The organism is Streptomyces sp. NPDC110618, assembly GCF_055657065.1.
This window is the reverse complement of sequence record NZ_JBVKBN010000001.1, coordinates 580,262-596,929: the sequence shown is the minus strand read 5'-3', so window position 1 is coordinate 596,929 and position 16,668 is coordinate 580,262. Positions and strand designations below refer to the sequence as shown.

At 72.3% G+C, this 16,668-nt stretch carries 16 protein-coding genes and 1 tRNA gene; 10 read left to right on the top strand and 7 right to left on the bottom strand.

Going from position 1 to position 16,668, the window contains the following annotated elements; genetic code table 11:
* Positions 1 to 16 precede the first annotated feature (16 nt).
* The gene (locus ACZ7L7_RS02625) at positions 17 to 1,246 is read left to right on the top strand and encodes an FAD-dependent oxidoreductase (RefSeq protein ID WP_285515117.1); all 1,230 of its coding nucleotides are present in this window, start codon (positions 17 to 19) and stop codon (positions 1,244 to 1,246) included.
* A 93-nt stretch (positions 1,247 to 1,339) separates the two neighbouring features.
* Positions 1,340 to 2,407 (top strand): UDP-glucose 4-epimerase GalE, encoded by a 1,068-nt coding sequence (gene galE, locus ACZ7L7_RS02620; RefSeq protein ID WP_285515116.1) that lies wholly within the window; start codon positions 1,340 to 1,342, stop codon positions 2,405 to 2,407.
* 10 nt (positions 2,408 to 2,417) lie between these two features.
* On the opposite strand, the gene ACZ7L7_RS02615 is transcribed toward galE, so the two are convergent.
* Positions 2,418 to 4,265 (bottom strand): glycoside hydrolase family 15 protein, encoded by a 1,848-nt coding sequence (locus ACZ7L7_RS02615; RefSeq protein WP_472074471.1) that lies wholly within the window; start codon positions 4,263 to 4,265, stop codon positions 2,418 to 2,420.
* Positions 4,266 to 4,392: 127 nt separating this feature from the next.
* Here ACZ7L7_RS02615 and ACZ7L7_RS02610 point away from each other — a divergent pair, with 127 nt between their 5' ends.
* Positions 4,393 to 5,124: a TetR/AcrR family transcriptional regulator gene (locus ACZ7L7_RS02610; protein ID WP_285515114.1), complete on the top strand. Its 732-nt coding sequence runs from the start codon at positions 4,393 to 4,395 to the stop codon at positions 5,122 to 5,124.
* Positions 5,125 to 5,151: 27 nt separating this feature from the next.
* On the opposite strand, the gene ACZ7L7_RS02605 is transcribed toward ACZ7L7_RS02610, so the two are convergent.
* The 3 genes from ACZ7L7_RS02605 to ACZ7L7_RS02595 form a co-directional block, all read right to left on the bottom strand.
* Positions 5,152 to 5,826: an NUDIX domain-containing protein gene (locus ACZ7L7_RS02605; protein ID WP_285515113.1), complete on the bottom strand. Its 675-nt coding sequence runs from the start codon at positions 5,824 to 5,826 to the stop codon at positions 5,152 to 5,154.
* Positions 5,823 to 6,497: a phosphoribosyltransferase gene (locus tag ACZ7L7_RS02600; protein WP_285515112.1), complete on the bottom strand. Its 675-nt coding sequence runs from the start codon at positions 6,495 to 6,497 to the stop codon at positions 5,823 to 5,825. The genes ACZ7L7_RS02605 and ACZ7L7_RS02600 overlap by 4 nt, the downstream gene beginning before the upstream one ends.
* 84 nt (positions 6,498 to 6,581) lie before the next feature.
* Positions 6,582 to 6,655, bottom strand: a tRNA-Pro gene (locus tag ACZ7L7_RS02595).
* Positions 6,656 to 6,757: 102 nt separating this feature from the next.
* Here ACZ7L7_RS02595 and ACZ7L7_RS02590 point away from each other — a divergent pair.
* The 3 genes from ACZ7L7_RS02590 to ACZ7L7_RS02580 are packed head-to-tail and all read left to right on the top strand — an operon-like array spanning position 6,758 to position 10,218.
* A complete protein-coding gene (locus tag ACZ7L7_RS02590) occupies positions 6,758 to 7,258 on the top strand; it encodes a DUF309 domain-containing protein (protein WP_285515111.1) in 501 nt (166 codons plus the stop codon).
* Between the two features lie 46 nt (positions 7,259 to 7,304).
* The gene (cobF, locus tag ACZ7L7_RS02585; RefSeq protein ID WP_285515110.1) at positions 7,305 to 8,078 is read left to right on the top strand and encodes a precorrin-6A synthase (deacetylating); all 774 of its coding nucleotides are present in this window, start codon (positions 7,305 to 7,307) and stop codon (positions 8,076 to 8,078) included.
* 58 nt (positions 8,079 to 8,136) lie between these two features.
* A complete protein-coding gene (locus ACZ7L7_RS02580; protein WP_472074468.1) occupies positions 8,137 to 10,218 on the top strand; it encodes an MDR family MFS transporter in 2,082 nt (693 codons plus the stop codon).
* Between the two features lie 222 nt (positions 10,219 to 10,440).
* Here the strand turns inward: ACZ7L7_RS02580 and ACZ7L7_RS02575 are convergent, their stop codons facing one another.
* Positions 10,441 to 11,181: a cobalt-precorrin-6A reductase gene (locus tag ACZ7L7_RS02575; protein ID WP_472074467.1), complete on the bottom strand. Its 741-nt coding sequence runs from the start codon at positions 11,179 to 11,181 to the stop codon at positions 10,441 to 10,443.
* Positions 11,182 to 11,346: 165 nt separating this feature from the next.
* On the opposite strand from ACZ7L7_RS02575, the gene ACZ7L7_RS02570 reads away from it, so the two are divergent.
* Positions 11,347 to 12,747 carry a DUF6351 family protein gene (locus ACZ7L7_RS02570; RefSeq protein WP_472074465.1) on the top strand — a complete coding sequence of 467 codons (1,401 nt, stop codon included), beginning with the start codon at positions 11,347 to 11,349 and terminating at the stop codon, positions 12,745 to 12,747.
* A gap of 16 nt (positions 12,748 to 12,763) precedes the next feature.
* On the opposite strand, the gene ACZ7L7_RS02565 is transcribed toward ACZ7L7_RS02570, so the two are convergent.
* Together ACZ7L7_RS02565 and ACZ7L7_RS02560 are read right to left on the bottom strand one after the other, a co-directional pair.
* Positions 12,764 to 13,537 (bottom strand): sulfite exporter TauE/SafE family protein, encoded by a 774-nt coding sequence (locus tag ACZ7L7_RS02565; protein WP_285515107.1) that lies wholly within the window; start codon positions 13,535 to 13,537, stop codon positions 12,764 to 12,766.
* Between the two features lie 83 nt (positions 13,538 to 13,620).
* Positions 13,621 to 14,808, bottom strand: a complete 1,188-nt coding sequence (locus ACZ7L7_RS02560) for a thiolase family protein (RefSeq protein WP_285515106.1) — start codon at positions 14,806 to 14,808, stop codon at positions 13,621 to 13,623.
* A gap of 152 nt (positions 14,809 to 14,960) precedes the next feature.
* Here ACZ7L7_RS02560 and ACZ7L7_RS02555 point away from each other — a divergent pair, with 152 nt between their 5' ends.
* From ACZ7L7_RS02555 to ACZ7L7_RS02545, 3 genes are read left to right on the top strand one after another with little or no spacing between them, the layout of a single operon-like run.
* Positions 14,961 to 15,770, top strand: coding sequence for an alpha/beta hydrolase (locus ACZ7L7_RS02555; protein WP_472074463.1), 810 nt, complete (start codon positions 14,961 to 14,963; stop codon positions 15,768 to 15,770).
* 51 nt (positions 15,771 to 15,821) lie between these two features.
* Complete coding sequence (locus ACZ7L7_RS02550) at positions 15,822 to 16,076, top strand: WhiB family transcriptional regulator (RefSeq protein ID WP_285515104.1); 255 nt, start codon at positions 15,822 to 15,824, stop codon at positions 16,074 to 16,076.
* The gene (locus tag ACZ7L7_RS02545; RefSeq protein WP_285515103.1) at positions 16,073 to 16,558 is read left to right on the top strand and encodes a Dps family protein; all 486 of its coding nucleotides are present in this window, start codon (positions 16,073 to 16,075) and stop codon (positions 16,556 to 16,558) included. Before ACZ7L7_RS02550 ends, ACZ7L7_RS02545 begins: the two co-directional genes overlap by 4 nt.
* Positions 16,559 to 16,668: the final 110 nt, after the last annotated feature.

Below are 16,668 nucleotides of genomic sequence, written 5' to 3'. Positions count from 1 at the left end.
CCTCGGGAGGCACACCATGCTTCGACCAGTGGCAGTCATAGGCGCCGGGCCCTTCGGCCTGTCCACCGCCGCCCATCTGCGGGCCCGCGGCATTCCGGTCCGGGTGTTCGGCGAACCGATGGTGAGCTGGCGCGAGCACATGCCCGCCGGGATGCTCCTGAAGTCGACGCCCGCCGCCACCAGCATCGACGCGCCGCAGCCGGGACACACCTTGGCCGACTTCTGCGACGCGGCCGGGACGCCCCGGCTGGTGGAGGACGACGACATCATCCCGATCGAGACGTTCATTGCCTACGGGCAGTGGTTCCAGCAGGAGCTCGTACCGGACCTGGAGCGGGTGCGGGTGGTCTCCGTGGACCGGCGCGGCGGCGCCGGGTCCGCCACGGATTCCACCTCCGGGGGCTTCGAACTGAAGCTGTCCTCGGGCGAGTTGTTCACCGCTCGGGCGGTCGTCGTGGCGACCGGCCTGTCGGGCCTGGCCCATCTCCCGGCGGAGCTCGCCGGTGCCGCACGGGACGGCCCGTCCCCGGCGGGCCCGGTCTCGCACGCCTCCCAGCATGCCGACCTCGGCCGCTTCTCCGGCCAGGACCTCATGGTCGTCGGAGCCGGTCAGTCCGCCCTGGAGACGGCGGTGCTGGCGGCGGAGGCGGGTGCGCGGGTGCGGGTGATCGCCCGTGGGCACGGCAGCGTCGGATTCGGGGCGCCGCCGTGGGAGCAGCCGAGGTTCCGCCCCGGGTCACCGTTCGGCCGGGCGTGGTCGCTGTGGGCGCTCTCGTACTACCCGCACCCCTACCGCTACCTCCCCGCCCAGCTCCGTCACTACCTCGTGCGCCATGTGCTCGGCCCTCTCGGGGCGTGGTGGCTGCGCGACCGCTTCGAGGGCCGGGCCGAGGTCGTGGAGGTGGAGCGGATCGTCCGCGCGGAGGCGCCGGGCCGGCGTCCGGTCCTGACCGTGCTGACCCGCGACGGCCGTACCCGCCGGCTGGACGCCGACCATGTCATCGCGGGCACGGGGTACCGGGTCGACGTCGCGGCGATGGACTTCCTCAGCCCCGAGCTGCGCACGGAACTCGCGGTGAGCAGGGGGACGCCGAGGCTGGGCGCCGGATTCCGCTCGTCGGTGCCGGGGCTGTACTTCACCGGGCTGCCCGCCGCGGCCTCCTACGGCCCGGTCATGCGCTTCGTGTGCGGCACGGAGTTCGCCTCCCCGCGGCTGGCCCGGCACCTGGCGGCGTCGGGCCGATAGCCCCGGAATTTCCTTGACTCAGGCGGCAAGCTGCCGCAGGGTTGTACATATACACCGTAAACATACGGTTCCCAGGAGCAAAGGTGTCCTGCCATGGCAGGCAGACGGGCCGAAGGAAGTGAAGCTCCGTGGACGCCGTCGACCGTCCTGGTGACGGGCGGGGGCGGCTTCATCGGCAGTCACGCCTGCGTGGATCTCCTCGACCACGGCTACGAGGTGATCGTGGTCGACAACTACTCCAACAGCACTCCGCAGGTCTTCGCCCGTATCGAACGGATCGCCGGCCGCTTCGTCGGTGCCGTCTACGAGCTGGACATCCGTGATCGGCGCGCCCTGTCGGCCGTCTTCGACCGCCACTCCGTGGACGCCGTTGTGCACTTCGCCGCGCACAAGGCCGGGGGCAGGTCGACACGGATGCCCATCGAGTACTACGACGCCAACGTCGGCGGCACGACCGCCCTGCTGGGCGCCATGCACGACCACGGGGTGCACCGGCTGGTGTACCCGTCGTCCTGCGCGGTCTACGGCGACGCCGGGCCCGGCCCGCTGGACGAGACCACACCGCCCCGGCCCACCACGCCCTACGCGGCCTCGAAATGGATCTGCGAGCAGATCCTCGCCGACGTCTGCCGCCGTCATCCCGAGTACAGCGTGCTGTGCCTGCGCTACTCCACCCCGGCCGGCGCCCACCCGAGCGGACAGCTGGGCCAGGACCCGCACGCCATGCCGGGCTTCCTGATGCCCTACCTCGCCCAGGTGGCCGACGGCCGCCGCGAGCGGCTGGAGGTGTTCGGCGCCGACTACCCGACCCGCGACGGCACCGCGATCCGCGACTACCTCCATGTCATGGACGCCGTCGAGGCGCACCGCGTCGCACTCGACCGCCTCGGCGACAAGCCGGGCATGCGGGTGTTCAACCTCGGCACCGGCGAGGGCAAATCCGTCCTCGACCTCGTCGCCGCGTTCTCCAGCGCGTGCGGCAGGCCCGTCCCGTACGAGATCGGGCCCCGCCGCCCGGGGGACGTGACGGAACTCGTCGTCGACTCCACCGCCGTACGGCAGGCCTGGGGCTGGCGGCCCACCAGGACGCTCGACGAACTGTGCCGGGACGCCTGGCGCTTCCAGCGTCTGAGCCCGAACGGCTACGCGGACTCCGCCTGATGCCGAACGGCTACGCGGACTCCGCCTGATGCCGGGGAACGCGGCGCGCTCCGGGATCACGGCGTCCCGCGGCGGGGCCCGACGAGAGGGCGAACGCCGTCTCCACCAGGGCGACATGGCTGAACGCCTGCGGCGCGTTGCCCAGTTGACGGCCCGTGTCCGGGTCCCACTGCTCGGCGAGCAGACCGACGTCGTTGCGGATGGCGAGGGCCCGTTCGAAGACCTCCCGGGCCTGGGCACGGTGCCCCGTGGCGGCCAGGGCGTCGGCGTACCAGAGGGTGCAGGCCACGAACGTGCCCTCGGTGCCCGGCATGCCGTCCACCTCGTGCACGCCCCGCCCCCGCGGGCCGTACCGGTGGACGAACCCCCCGTGGTCGAGCCGCCGCAGGGCCCGGACGGTGCCCTGGACCCGCCTGTCCCGGGGCGGCAGGAAGCCGAGCCTGGGGATCTGCAGCGCCGCGGCGTCCAGCACCGGGGAGCCGTAGGACTGCGTGAACGACTCCTGCCGCGGGTCCCAGCCCTCCCGGCACACCTCCCGGTGCACCTCGTCCCGCAGCTCCCGCCAGCGGTCCGAGGAGCCGTTGCGGCCCAGCAGTTCCCCCATGCGCAGCGCCCGGTCGGCGGCCACCCAGGCCATCACCTTGGAGTGCACGAACTGCCGCCGCGGACCGCGGACCTGCCACAGACCCTGATCGGGCTCGCGCCAGTGCAGGAGCAGATGGCCCATCAGCGCCTCCACCAGGCTCCACACCCGCTCGGGCATGGGTATCCCGGCCTGCAGTGAGAGGCAGAGCGTGTCCAGTACCTCGCCGTACACGTCCAGCTGGAACTGGTGCTCCGCCGAGTTCCCGAACCGCACCGGCTGCGATCCCTCGTAGCCGTCCAGCCAGGGCGCCTCGGTCTCGTGCAGCAGCCGCTGTCCCCCGACGCCGTACACGGTCTGGAGGTGGGCGGGGTCGCCCGCGATGGCCCGCATCAGCCAGTTCAGCCACGCCGTGGCCTCGTCCCGGTAGCCGCTGCGCAGCAGGCAGGACAGGGTAAGCGTGGAGTCGCGCAGCCAGCAGTACCGGTGGTCCCAGTTCCGCTCGCCCCCGATGCATCCGGGGAGCGAGGTGGTCGGTGCCGCGACGATGCCGCCGGTCGGGGCGTAGGTGAGCGCCTTGAGGGTGATGAGGGACCGCACCACCGCGTCCCGCCAGGGCCCTTCGTAACGGCACTGGGCGGCCCAGCGCCGCCAGTAGCCGGTGGTCTCCTTCAGCGCCGTCTCCGCGGGGACGGACAGCGGTGGGGGCGCCCCGGGCAGATGGGACGGCGACCACACGAGGGTCAGCGCGACCCGCTGACCGGCCGGGACCGTGAAGTCGAGCGCGGTGGGGTCCTCCCCGTCGGGTGCGTGCACGGGCCCGTCCGCGTGCAGCCATACGGCGTCGGGCCCGGCGACCGCCACCGTGCCGACCCCGGTCTCCCGCACCCAGGGCACGACCCGGCCCTGGTGGAACCGCAGCCGCAGCTCACTGCGCATACGGACGGAGCCCGACACCCCCTCGACGACCCGGACCACGCAGGGCGACTGGGTACGCGGCGGCATGAAGTCGGTGACCCGCACGATGTCGTGTCCGCTGCGCCACTCGGTCTCCAGGGCCAGGGTGTCCCGCCGGTAGGCCCTGCGCGTGCAGCGCCCGGCCGTGCGCGGAGCCACTCGCCAGAAGCCGTTGGCCGGAGTGCCCAGCAGGGCGGCCATGCAGGCGGGGGAGTCGAACCGAGGCAGACACAACCAGTCGATGGACCCGTCCCTGCCGACCATTGCGGCGGTTTCCAGGTCACTGATGAGAGCGTAATCCTCGATGGGTGAACTCATGATCGGCGTACGCCGATATGCACTGTGCCGCAGTTCAAGGATATAGCATGTACGTTTACAACGTAAGCGCGAACGTGAGCGCCGATTTCACCCAGCCGTGGGGCAGAGCCGAGTAGGGAGTGGGCGAATGAAGAAGGACCCGGAACCGGGCCCGGCGCGACGCGCGAGCGACCGGGGGCGGCACGGCAGGCTCAGCAGGGAGCGGGTGCTGGCCGCCGCCCTGGACCTGGTCGACCGCGACGGCCTCTCCGCCCTCAGCATGCGCCGCCTGGGCTCCGAACTCGGCGTCGAGGCCATGGCCCTCTACCGTTACGCGGCCGGAAAGGACGCGCTGCTCGACGGGCTGGTCGAGGCCCTGTACCTGGAATTGGAGGACCGGCTCGCAGAAACGGCCGCACCCGCGCCGAGCCCCGACTCCGGAAAACCCGAATGGCGGGCCGATCTCCAGCGCATCGCCCTGATGACCTACGAGGTCTGCCTCGCCCACCCCGAGGTGGTGCCGCTCATCGCCACGCGCATGATGGCGGTTCCGCTGGCCCGCAGGCCGCTGGCCGTCCTCAGGAATCACGAGCGGGTGCTCGCCCTGCTCAAGGGGGCCGGCCTCGACGAGGAGCGGACCGCCGATGTCTTCCACGCCTTCACCGCGTGGGTCCTCGGGTATGTGTCCGTGGAACTGCGCGCCATGGTCGACAACCCCGACGAGCCGGACCCCGCCTTCCGGCTCGGCCTGCACCGCATGCCGTCCAACGAGGTGCCCACCCTTCGCGCGATCACCCCGGTCCTCGCCGAGCGGGGCGGACCGGACGCCCTGGCGGCCGGGGTGGACGCGGTGATCGACCGTTTCGTCGACGGGCGCTGAGGGGCGCTGTCCGGCTCCCGGGGACGTTCAGCGGGCGAACGGGCCGTCCAGTGCCGCCCACTGCAGCAGCATGATCGTCTTGGCGTCGGCGATCTCTCCGGTCCGGATCATCTCCAGGGCCCGGGTGAAGGGCAGTTCGAGGATCTCGATGTCCTCGCCCTCCTCGTCCAGGCCACCGCCCTCATGGGTACGGGTGGACGGCCCGTACTCGGCGGCGTAGAAACTGACCCGCTCGGTGACCGAGCCGGGGCTCATGTAGACGTCGAAGACGTGCCGCACCTCGCCGATGGTGTGGCCGGTCTCCTCCACCACCTCGCGCCGCACGGCGATCTCGGGGTGCTCGTCCTCGTCGTCGAGCAGTCCGCCCGGGGTCTCGATCAGCATCCCGTCGGGGTGGCCGTTGACATAGACGGGGAACCGGAACTGCTTGGTGAGCAGCACGGTTTCGCGCCGCGGGTCGTACAGCAGCATCGTGGCGCCGTTGCCGCGGTCGTGGGTCTCGCGCTCCTGGGTGGACCAGGTGCCGTCGGCGTGCCGGAAGTCGAAGGTGGTGGTGCGCTCGACGTACCAGTGGCTGGAGAGCAGCTTCACGTCCCGCACCTTCACGCGCGGGTTGCCGGTGAGATCGAGGCCGGTCCGGTCGAGGCCGGTACGGCCGCGGCGGTCGGGGGTGTCGATTCCGGGCACGGGAGAAGTGGTCATGCCCCGCTTCTACCATCCCCGCCCGCTCGGCCCGCGGCGTCCGCGTGCAGCGCGGCCAGCACATCGGCATCGGTGAGCTGCGCGAAGTCGTCGTACCAGAGTCCCACGGCGATGAAGTCGACCGGCTGGTGCGGGCAGATCACCTCGTCGGCCTCCCGGCTCATCAGCGCCACGCCCTCCGGGGAGCCGACCGGCACCGCGAGCAGTGTCCGCGCGGGCGACCGGCGCCGGATCCAGCGCAGCGCGGCACGCGCCGTCGCTCCGGTGGCGAGCCCGTCGTCGACCACGACGACGGTACGGCCGCGCAGGTCGAGGGCGGGACGGCCGCGCCGGTACCGCTCCTCCCGGCGCCGCAGCTCGGCCCGCTCACGGGCCACCACGGGTGCCAGTTCGTCCTCGGTGAGCCCGAGGTGCGCGAGGGTCCCCGCGTCGAACACCGGAGGATCGTCGCCGCAGATCGCGCCGACCCCCAGCTCCTCCTGGAAGGGCGCCCCGATCTTGCGGGCGACCAGCACATCGAGGGGCGCGTCGAGCGCGCGGGCGACCTCCTCGGCCACGGTCACCCCGCCCCGGGGCAGCGCGAGCACCAGGGGATCCCCCAGACCGCCCCGTTCCCGCAGCTCACGGGCCAGTTCCCGCCCCGCATGCCGCCGATCACGGAACAGAGCCATGGTGGTCACCCCGCAGAAGTGCCTCACTCACAGCATACGAAAAGGGCCCCCACGGACTCTCGTCCGCGAAGACCCTTCGCACCGTCGGGACGACAGGATTTGAACCTGCGACCCCTTGACCCCCAGTCAAGTGCGCTACCAAGCTGCGCCACGTCCCGGTGCGATCGCTCACCGTGCGGTGCGTGATCGCGCGAACAGCACTTTACCCCACACCGGGGCCCAGCCCGAAGCGGGCACCGGGGCGAGGCAGAATCGGGCGTATGGGCAGCGCATCGTCGAACGCAAGGGACCGGGACGCCGAGGGGCGGGCGCGCAACGCGCGGCCCCGGGACGGGCTCGGGCGGCCCCTGCCGTACGGCGCCGAGGGCGTGCCCCGGCAGCCCGAGGGGGTGGTGCGGGCGCCCGAGGAGTCGGTCGCCGAGGCGCAGGAGCTGCTGGACGCGGGCAAGCCCTTCCACGCCCACGAGGTCTTCGAGGACGCCTGGAAGTCGGGGCCCGAGGAGGAGCGCGAGCTGTGGCGGGGGCTCGCCCAGCTCGCCGTGGGGCTCACGCACTCCGCCCGCGGCAATGTCACCGGTGGGGCGCGGCTGCTGCGGCGCGGCGCGGGGGCCGTGGAGGGGTGGGCGGCGGCCTCGGGGCGGGAGCGGCCGTACGGGATGGATCTGGCCGGGGTGACGGACTGGGCGCGGCGGCTGGCCTCGGAGGTGGAGGGCGGTGCCGCGGTGATCGACGCCGCGGAGCGGGCGCCCCGGCTGCGTTAGCGCGGGCGGTGTCGGGGCCGGCGCAGGGGTGCGGCAGACTCGGGGCGTGCGAACCATTCATGTGATCGGCATCGGTGCGGGCGACCCCGACCAGCTCACCCTCCAGGCGGTCCGGGCGCTGCGGGACACGGACGTCTTCTTCGTCCTGGACAAGGGCGAGGTGAAATCGGACCTGACCCAGCTGCGCCGGGACCTGCTGGACGCACATGTGCCCGAGGGCACGTACCGCGTGGTCGAGGCGCGCGACCCGGAACGGGACCGCAAGGCCGGGGGTTCCGCCTACTCCCCCGCGGTCGGCGACTGGCGCTCCGCGCGTGCCGGCATCTACGAGCGGATGATCACCGAGGAGCTGGGCGAGGAGCAGACCGGCGCCTTCCTGGTGTGGGGCGATCCGGCCCTGTACGACAGCACGCTCGGCATTCTGGAGGAGGTGCTGGAGCGGGGGCGGGTGACCTTCGCGTACGACGTGATTCCCGGGATCAGCAGTGTCTCCGCGCTCGTCGCCCGGCACCGGACGGGGCTGAACCGGGTCGCCCGGCCCGTGCAGATCACGACCGGGCGGCGGCTCGCCGAGGGGTTCCCGGAGGGCGTGGACGACGTGGTGGTGATGCTGGACGCCCACCAGACCTTCCGGCAGTACGCCGACCAGGACATCGACATCTACTGGGGCGCCTACATCGGCACCCCGGACGAGATCCTCGCCTCCGGTCCGATCGCGGAGGCGGCGCCCCGGATCGAGCGGCTGCGGGCCGAGGCCCGGGAGCGCAAGGGCTGGATCATGGACACGTACCTGCTGCGCCGTAACCCGCGCGAGGTCTGAGCCACCCGCGCGGTCCGCCCGGCATGCGGGGCACGGCCGCCGGTGTGATCGTTTCCTCGTGACAGTCGCCGAGGACATCGCACGGCCGCCTGCCGCCGAGCAGCCCCCCGTGCTGGACACGCGCCGCCGCAACATCGTCTTCGGGACGATCGTGCTCGGCATGCTGCTGGCCGCCCTGGACCAGACGATCGTCGGCACCGCGCTGCCGACGATCGTGTCGGACCTCGGCGGGGCGGAGCACATGTCGTGGGTGGTGACGTCCTATCTGCTGGCCGAGACCGTCTCGACCGTCCTGGTCGGCAAGTTCGGTGACATGTTCGGCCGCAAGGTCGTCTTCCAGGTCTCGGCGATCGTGTTCATCACGGGCTCGTTCCTGTGCGGCCTCGCGAGCAATATGACGCTGCTGATCGTGTGGCGGGCGATGCAGGGCGTCGGCGCGGGCGGGCTGATGGTCACGTCGATGGCGCTGATCGCCGATGTGATCCCGCTGCGGGAGCGCGGCAAGTACCAGGGCGCGATCGGCGCGGTGTTCGGGGTGGCCACGGTCATCGGGCCGCTGCTGGGCGGCCTGTTCACGGACCATCTGTCGTGGCGCTGGGCGTTCTACGTCAACGTCCCGATCGCGATCGTGGTCGTGTTCGCCGCGGCGCGCACCATCCCGGTCGTCAAGGCGGCGGCCCGTCCCGTCATCGACTACATGGGCATCGCCTTCGTCTCCGTCGGTGCCAGCGCGCTGATCCTGGCGACGAGTTGGGGCGGCAACGAGTACGCGTGGGGCTCGGGCGTCATCATCGGTCTGTTCATCGGCGGGCTGATCGCCCTCGGACTGTTCTGCTGGGTGGAGACCCGGGCGGCCGAACCCATGCTGCCCATGCGGCTGCTCGGCAACCCGGTCTTCACGGTGTGCTCGGTGCTGAGCTTCATCGTCGGCTTCGCCATGCTCGGCGCGATGACGTTCCTGCCGAGCTATCTCCAGTACGTCGACGGCGACTCCGCCACGATCTCCGGCGTACGGACGCTGCCGATGGTGATCGGCCTGCTGATCGCGTCGGTGTTCAGCGGCAACGTGGTCAGCAAGACCGGCAAGTACCGGCTGTTCCCGATCGTCGGCTCGCTGGTGATGGCGGTCGGCCTGTACCTGATGTCCCTGATGGGGCCGTCGACCGGGGCGTGGCTGGAGTCGCTGTACATGTTCGTGCTCGGCACCGGCATCGGCCTGTGCATGCAGGTGCTGACGATCGCCGTGCAGAACACCGTCGACTACGCCGACCTCGGCACCGCGACCTCCGGGGTCACCTTCTTCCGTACGCTCGGCAGCTCCTTCGGTACGGCCGTCTTCGGCACGATCTACACCAACAGCCTCGCCCCGAACCTGCGTCAGGGCATCGCCGAGGCCTCCCAGGTGCCCGGCGCGGACCCGGCGGTCGTGGCGCGGGCGGCGATGAGCCCGGAGGGCGTGCACGAACTGCCGCCCGACGTCGCCGCACCGATCGTCCACGCCTATGCCGACACCCTCCAGACGGTGTTCCTGTGGACGGTCCCGGTGGCGGCGCTGGGCTTCGTCGTCTCGCTGTTCCTCAAACAGGTCCAGTTGCGCGACAGCGCCCGCATGGGCTCCACGGACATGGGCGAGGGATTCGCCCAGCCGCGCGGCGCCGACTCGCAGGCGGTGCTGGAGGCATCGGTCGCGAAGATCATCGGCAGTACGGACCTGGACACGGCCCGTCGGCTGGTACTGGACTCCGACACCCGGCTCGACGTGGCCGGCGCCTGGGCGGTGATGCAGGTGGAGCTGCTGAACCGGGTGGTCGGCCACGCGAGCCTGGGCCTGATCGCGGCCCGCCGCCATGTGCCTCCGGAGGTGTTGCTCCCGGTCTTCGACCGCATGGTCGACGAGGGCTACCTCACCCGCGACGGCTCCCTCCTCTCCCACACGCGGGCGGGCGCCCGCGAGGCCGAGGTCATCTCCCGCGCTTGGGGCGCCTGGCTGGCCCAGCAGGTGGAACAGGACATCGGCCGCCCCTCCAACGAGGCCCTGCGCGCCGCCGTCGACTCCATCGCCAAGCGCCTGTTGATCGAGGACCTCAGCACCGGCCTGCCGAGCAGCCTCGGGGAGCGCGCGGCGGTCGGCGCCCGCTGAAACCCGGTTGCCGCCGGACGGCGGGACCGCTCGATCCGATCCGCCGCTTCGTCGCGGCGGACCTGCGCGAACGGGACCCCTGGTACGAGCACGGCCGCAAGATGACCGTGGTGGCCAGGCTGCCGACCTGGGTGAAGCTCGCGAAGAACCGCACCGAGGTACTGCGCGTGATCGACAGGATGCGGGCGTCGGTCGTGGCGGGCTGAGCCGGAGCCGACGACGTCACCTCACCCCCAGCCGCGCCAACACCCCCGCCACGTCCGGTACCGCCTCCACCCCTTCCGGCAGTGCGGGGCGCTGTACGACGACCACGGGCAGGGCCAGCCGTCGCGCCGCCGTCAGCTTCGCCGCGGTGGCTGTGCCGCCGCTGTCCTTGGTCACCAGCACGTCGACGCAGTGGGCGGAGAGCAGCGCCGTCTCGTCGTCCGCGGTGAACGGGCCCCGGGCCAGGAGGACTTCGGTGCGTGGGGGGAGCGGGGGGTCGGGGGGTTCCACGGAGCGCACGACGAAGTGCAGGTCGGTCAGGTGGGCAAAGGCGGACAGGCCCAGGCGGCCGGTGGTGAGGAAGATCCGGCGGCCGAGGCCGGGCAGAAGATCGGCGGCGGCCGGCAGGGTCGGCACCGGATGCCAGCGGTCCTCCGGGCCCGGCTGCCAGCCGGGGCGGCGCAGTACGACCGACGGGACGCCGGTCGCCGCCGCGGCGCGGGCCGCGTTCGCCGTGATCTCGGCGGCGAACGGGTGCGTGGCGTCGACCAGGGCGTCCACCCGCTCCTCGCGCAGCCACCGCGCCAGCCCCTCCGCGCCGCCGAAACCCCCGATGCGCACCTCGCCGGTGACGGTCCCCGGGCGGGACACCCGGCCCGCGAGCGAGGTGGTGACCCTCAGGCCGGGCAGGGCGGTGAGCGCGGCGGCGAGTTCGCGGGCCTCGGTGGTGCCGCCGAGGATCAGGACGTGCGAGGACATGGGGTGAGCCTACGGTCGGCCCTCACCGGCGCCGAAGGCACTCCCCGTCGGCGACGGCACCCCCGTCGGCGAACTCTATGAACACAAACGATCAGACGGTGTTCCCCGTCCTCCGACGCTGCCTAGCATCGCGCCCCGACGTCGAGGAAGACGAGGAGAAGCGCCTTGAACGGGACGACAACACGCGCACTGGGACGGGGTCTTGCCGCCTGCCTGGCCACCCTGACCATCGGTGCCCTCGCCGGGGCCGCACCGGCGGGCGCGGCCACCGCGGGCCCGGCCCCGACCGCCTGCCCGGCACCGCTCGAAACCAGGGCCACCTGCTACACCGGGCAGGACGCCAACGGCGCCCACTACGCCATCGCCGTCCCCCGCGACTGGAACGGCTCCCTCGTCGTCCACGCCCACGGCGGCCCCGACCTGGGCGCGGCGTCCGACCCCGGGCGCAGCGTCGACGACCTGGGCCGCTGGTCGGTGATGGTGGACCAGGGGTACGCGTGGGCCGGTTCGTCGTACCGGCGCGGCGGTTATGGCACGCGGATGGCCGCGGCGGACACCGAGAGCGTACGGCGGCTGTTCGTCGAGGAGTTCGGCGAGCCGAAGCGGACGTATGTGCACGGGCAGTCATGGGGCGGGAACGTCGCGGCCAAGGTCGCCGAGACCTACCGCGGCCGTTACGACGGTGCCCTGCTCACCAACGGAGTGCTGGGAGGCGGCTCGCGCGGCTACGACTACCGGGTCGACCTGCGCGTGGTCTACCAGTACTACTGCCACAACCATCCGCGCCCGAGCGAACCCCAGTACCCCCTGTGGCAGGGCCTGCGCGCCGGTTCCACGATGACCTCGGCGGGTCTGCGCGCCCGGCTCCAGGAGTGCACGGGGTACGCCTCTGCCCCGGAGGACCGGACGGCCGAGCAGCAGCGGAACCTGGACGACATCCTCGGCGTCACCGGTATCCCGGAGCGCACCCTGGAGTCGCATCTGCGGTTCGCGACCTTCACCTTCCGGGACATCGTCCACGAGCGGCTCGGCGGCCGGAACCCGTTCTCCAACCGGGGCGTGCGGTACTCGGGTTCGCACGACGACGCCGCTCTGAACGCCGGGGTGGAGCGCTTCTCCGCCGATCCCACGGCGGTGCGGGACCTGTCGTACGACAGCGACCTGACCGGCGACGTCCGCGTCCCCGTCCTCACCCTGCACGCCATCGACGATCCGACGGCCTTCGTGGAGCACGAGTCGGCGTACCGGGAGACGCTCCACGGCGCGGGCAGGGAGCGGTACCTGGTGCAGACGTTCACCCGGGAGTCCGAGCACAGTGACCTGAGCGGCGCGGAGTACGCGGCCTCGATCGCGGCGCTGGACCGCTGGGTGCGGACCGGGGTACGGCCGACGCCGAAGTCGGTGGCGGACTCGTGCTCGGGCGCCTGCTTCTACGACACCGGTTTCCGGCCCGCCTCCTATGCTTCGCGCGTCGAGCCCCGGCCGGGCGGGCTGCGGTGGCCGGCGATGTCGGCGGCGCGGGAGTGGGCGTGGAGTCACGTCCCCGGGGTGGGTATCGAGCCCTGAGCCTCCATCAGGGGCATCACGGCAGCAGGAGCTGCACCCCGCCCACCACGGTCGCCGCGATGACGAGCTGTTCGAACAACCGCTGGTTGATCCGGTTCACAGCCCATTTGCCGATCAACGCACCGGGCACCACGAACGCCACGAGCGCGGCGTCAAGGAGCAGCGAGTCCCCGTCGATCAGGCCGAGCCCCGCGCTGAAGGGCACCTTGGACACGTTGACGATCAGGAAGAAGAACGCCGAGGTGCCCAGGAAGCCCAGCTTCCGGAAGCCCGCCGAGAGGAGGTAGAGCGACATCACCGGGCCGCCCGCGTTGGCGACCATGGTGGTGAACCCGCCGAGCACTCCGTAGGAACGGGCCTTGATCCGGCCGCCGCGGGTGACCACGGCGTCCGGGTCCGGCTCGGTCTCGGCGGCCCGGCGCCGCCGCACCGTCACCGCCGCCATCAGCAGCAGGATCGCCCCGATCGAGGAGCGGACGGCGCCGTCGTCGGCCCACATCAGGAACACCGTGCCCACGACGACTCCGGCCGCGACCGCCGGGAACAGCCGCCACAGCGTGGGCCAGTGGGCGTGCCGGCGGTAGGTGAGGACGGCGAGCACGTCACCGGCGATCAGCAGCGGGAGCAGCACGCCGGTGGAGGCACGGGCGGGCAGCACCGCGGCGAAGATCGCCAGGCTGACCGTGTTGGCCCCGCTCACGGCGGTCTTCGAGAAGCCGACCAGCAGCGCCGCGAAGGCGAGCGCGGCGAACTGCCAGCCGGTGATGTGCCACAGCGTCATCGTGTCCATGCGGGGACCGATGCTATGCACATTCGATCAACGCCGTCAGAGCCGTCTCATCAGGTGACAGGCCGGGAACCGGCGCCGGGTGCTCAGTGCCGCTCCACCAGCACCGCGCTGCCCTGCCCGACCCCCACGCACATGGTGGCGAGCCCGCGCTCGGCGCCGGTGCGCCGCATGCGGTGCAGCAGGGTGGTGAGGATCCGCGCGCCCGAGCAGCCGAGGGGGTGGCCCAGCGCGATCGCGCCGCCGCTCGGGTTGACCAGATCCGGGTCGACGCCGAGCTGGTCCACGCAGGCCAGCGCCTGGGCGGCGAACGCCTCGTTGAACTCGGCCTCCTCAAGGTCCGCCACGCTCCACCCGGCCCGCGCGAGCACCTTCCGGGTGGCCGGCACCGGCCCGATGCCCATCACGTCCGGGTGCACACCCGCCGAGGCCCCGGCGACGTAGCGGCCGAGCGATTCGAGCCCGAGTTCGTTCAGCGCCTCCTCGCTGACCAGGAGGAGTCCGGCCGCACCGTCGTTCATCGGCGAGGCGTTTCCCGCGGTGACGGTGCCGCCGTCCCGGAAGACCGGCTTGAGCCGGGCGAGCTTCTCGATCGAGGTGTCCTCACGGACGCATTCGTCGCGGTCGACGACGACCCCGTCGGGGCGCTCCACCGGAAGCAGTTCGTGGTCGAAGTGGCCGTTCTTCTGCGCCTCGGCGGCCAGCCGGTGGCTGCGCAGTGCGAACTCGTCCTGCCGTTCGCGCGAGACGCCGTAGCGGGCGGCGACCTCCTCCGCGGTCTCCCCCATGGACAGCAGCCCGTGCAGGTCCTTCATCGCCGGGTTCACCAGCCGCCAGCCGAGCCGGGTGTCGGCGGTCTCGATGCGGTGCGGCAGGGCCTCGTCGGGGCGGGGCAGGACGAAGGGCGCGCGGCTCATCGACTCGGAACCGCCCGCGACGACGATGTCGGCCTCGCCCGCGGCGATGGTGCGGGCGGCGGTGGTGACGGCTTCGAGGCCGGAGGCGCAGAGCCGGTTCACGGTGGCGCCGGGCACCGACTCGGGCAGCCCGGCCAGCAGCGCGGCCATGCGGGCGACGTTGCGGTTGTCCTCGCCGGCCTGGTTGGCGGCGCCCCAGTACACGTCGTCGACGCGCGCCGGGTCGAGGGCGGGCACCTCGGCGACGAGACCGCGGATCACGGCGGCGGCGAGGTCGTCGGGGCGTACGGAGGACAGCGCTCCGCGCAGCTTGCCGATGGGCGTGCGGCGGGCGGCCGCGAAGTGGACGGGACGCACGAGAAGAACTCCTGACCGAGGATGCGGGCGGCTCCTTGACCTGCCGCTGCCTACGACCCTCTTAATTAGCACCGCTAGTTTAGGACTATAGACCGCCTACCCCGGCCCTGGGAAGATCCTCCAGGACCCGCACCGACCCCGCCGGAGGCGACATGGCCGACACCCGCGCACACATCCTCGCCGGAACCCGCGGCCCCGTCGCCGTCCGGAAGTGGCGGCGGCCCGCCCCGCGCTACTGCGCGCTGCTGGTGCACGGCTACGGGGAGCACTCCGGCCGGTACGAGGAGGTGGCGGGGGTGCTGACGGGGCACGGCGCGGCCGTGTTCGCGCCGGATCACACCGGGCACGGCAAGTCGTCGGGCGAGCGGGTGCTGATCGAGGACTTCGAGGATGTCGTCACGGATGTGCACGCGGTCGCCGAGCTGGCCCGGTCCGTCCATCCGGGTGTCCCGCTGGTCATGGTCGGGCACTCCATGGGCGGTCTGGTCTCGGCCCGCTTCGCCCAGCGGTACGGCGCCGAACTGGCCGCGCTGGTGCTGTCCGGGCCGGTCATCGGGGACTGGCCGCTGCCGCGCCGGCTGCTCGCCCTGGACGAGATCCCCGACACCCCGATCAGCCCTGGCGCGCTCTCCCGCGACCCGGCGGTGGGCGCCGCGTACGCCGCCGATCCGCTGGTCTGGCACGGGCCGATGAAACGGCCGACGGTGGAGGCGTTCGCGCGGACCCTGGACACCGTGTCCAAGGGCGGGGGCATCGGCGGGCTGCCCCTGCTGTGGCTGCACGGCGACGACGACCGGCTGGTGCCGCTCGCCGGGAGCCGGACCGGCGTGGCGGAGCTGCGGGGCGAGCATCTGACCGAGCACATCTACCCCGGCGCCCGGCACGAGGTGTTCCACGAGACGAACAAGGCCGAGGTCCTCGCCGACCTGGTCCGCTTCCTGGACGGCGTATTCGAGGAGTGAGACGCCCGGCCGTCGCGTTTGCCTGTGTGACCCCTGGGCACCCGCCGCCGCATGGAGTGGTTGCGACGAGCGGCCTGCGTGGGTGAGGACCCCGAGCTGTTCTTTCCCGTGGGCCGCAGAGGGCCCGCACTGCGCGAGGCCGCCGACGCGAAACGGGTGTGCGCGGGCTGCCCGGTGAGCACGCAGTGCCTGGACTTCGCGCTGCGCACCGGCGAGGTCGCGGGCATCTGGGGCGGCACCTGCGAGGAGGAACGCGCCGCACTGCTCCGCAGGCAGCACACGACGAACAAGAGGAGCGCCTCATGACCGAGACAGTGAAGAGCACCCTGCCCGACAAGGAGCGCCGGATCGCCGGCGAGGCCCTTCAGGACACCCTGGTCGACCTGCTCGGCCTGTCCCTCGTCGGGAAGCAGGCGCACTGGACCGTCGTCGGACCGAGGTTCCGCTCCATCCACCTCCAGCTGGACGAGATCGTCTCCTCCGCCCGTGCCTTCTCCGACACGGTCGCCGAACGCGCCGCCGCCCTCGGCGTCCCGCCGGACGGCCGCCCCCGGACCGTCGCGGCGTCCTTCTCCCTGCCCGGCCCCGAGGCGGGCTGGCTGCGCGACACCGAGGCGATCGAACTGATGGCGACGTCGCTGGAGCAGAGCATCGGCCGCCTGCGCCACCGCATCGAAGCCACCGAACAGGCCGACCCCGTCACCCAGGACCTCCTGATCACCATCACCGCCGAACTGGAGAAGCAGCGCTGGATGTTCGACGCGGAGAACTGGCCGCGGGGCGAGTGAGGGTGCCCTGCCGCATCAGCGACAAGCGCGGGCGCCTCGGCGACCCGTCTGGCCGGAAGTCGATCCGAATCTCCTCCCCGGCGGGGAGCGCCACCGGTCACTGAAGGTCA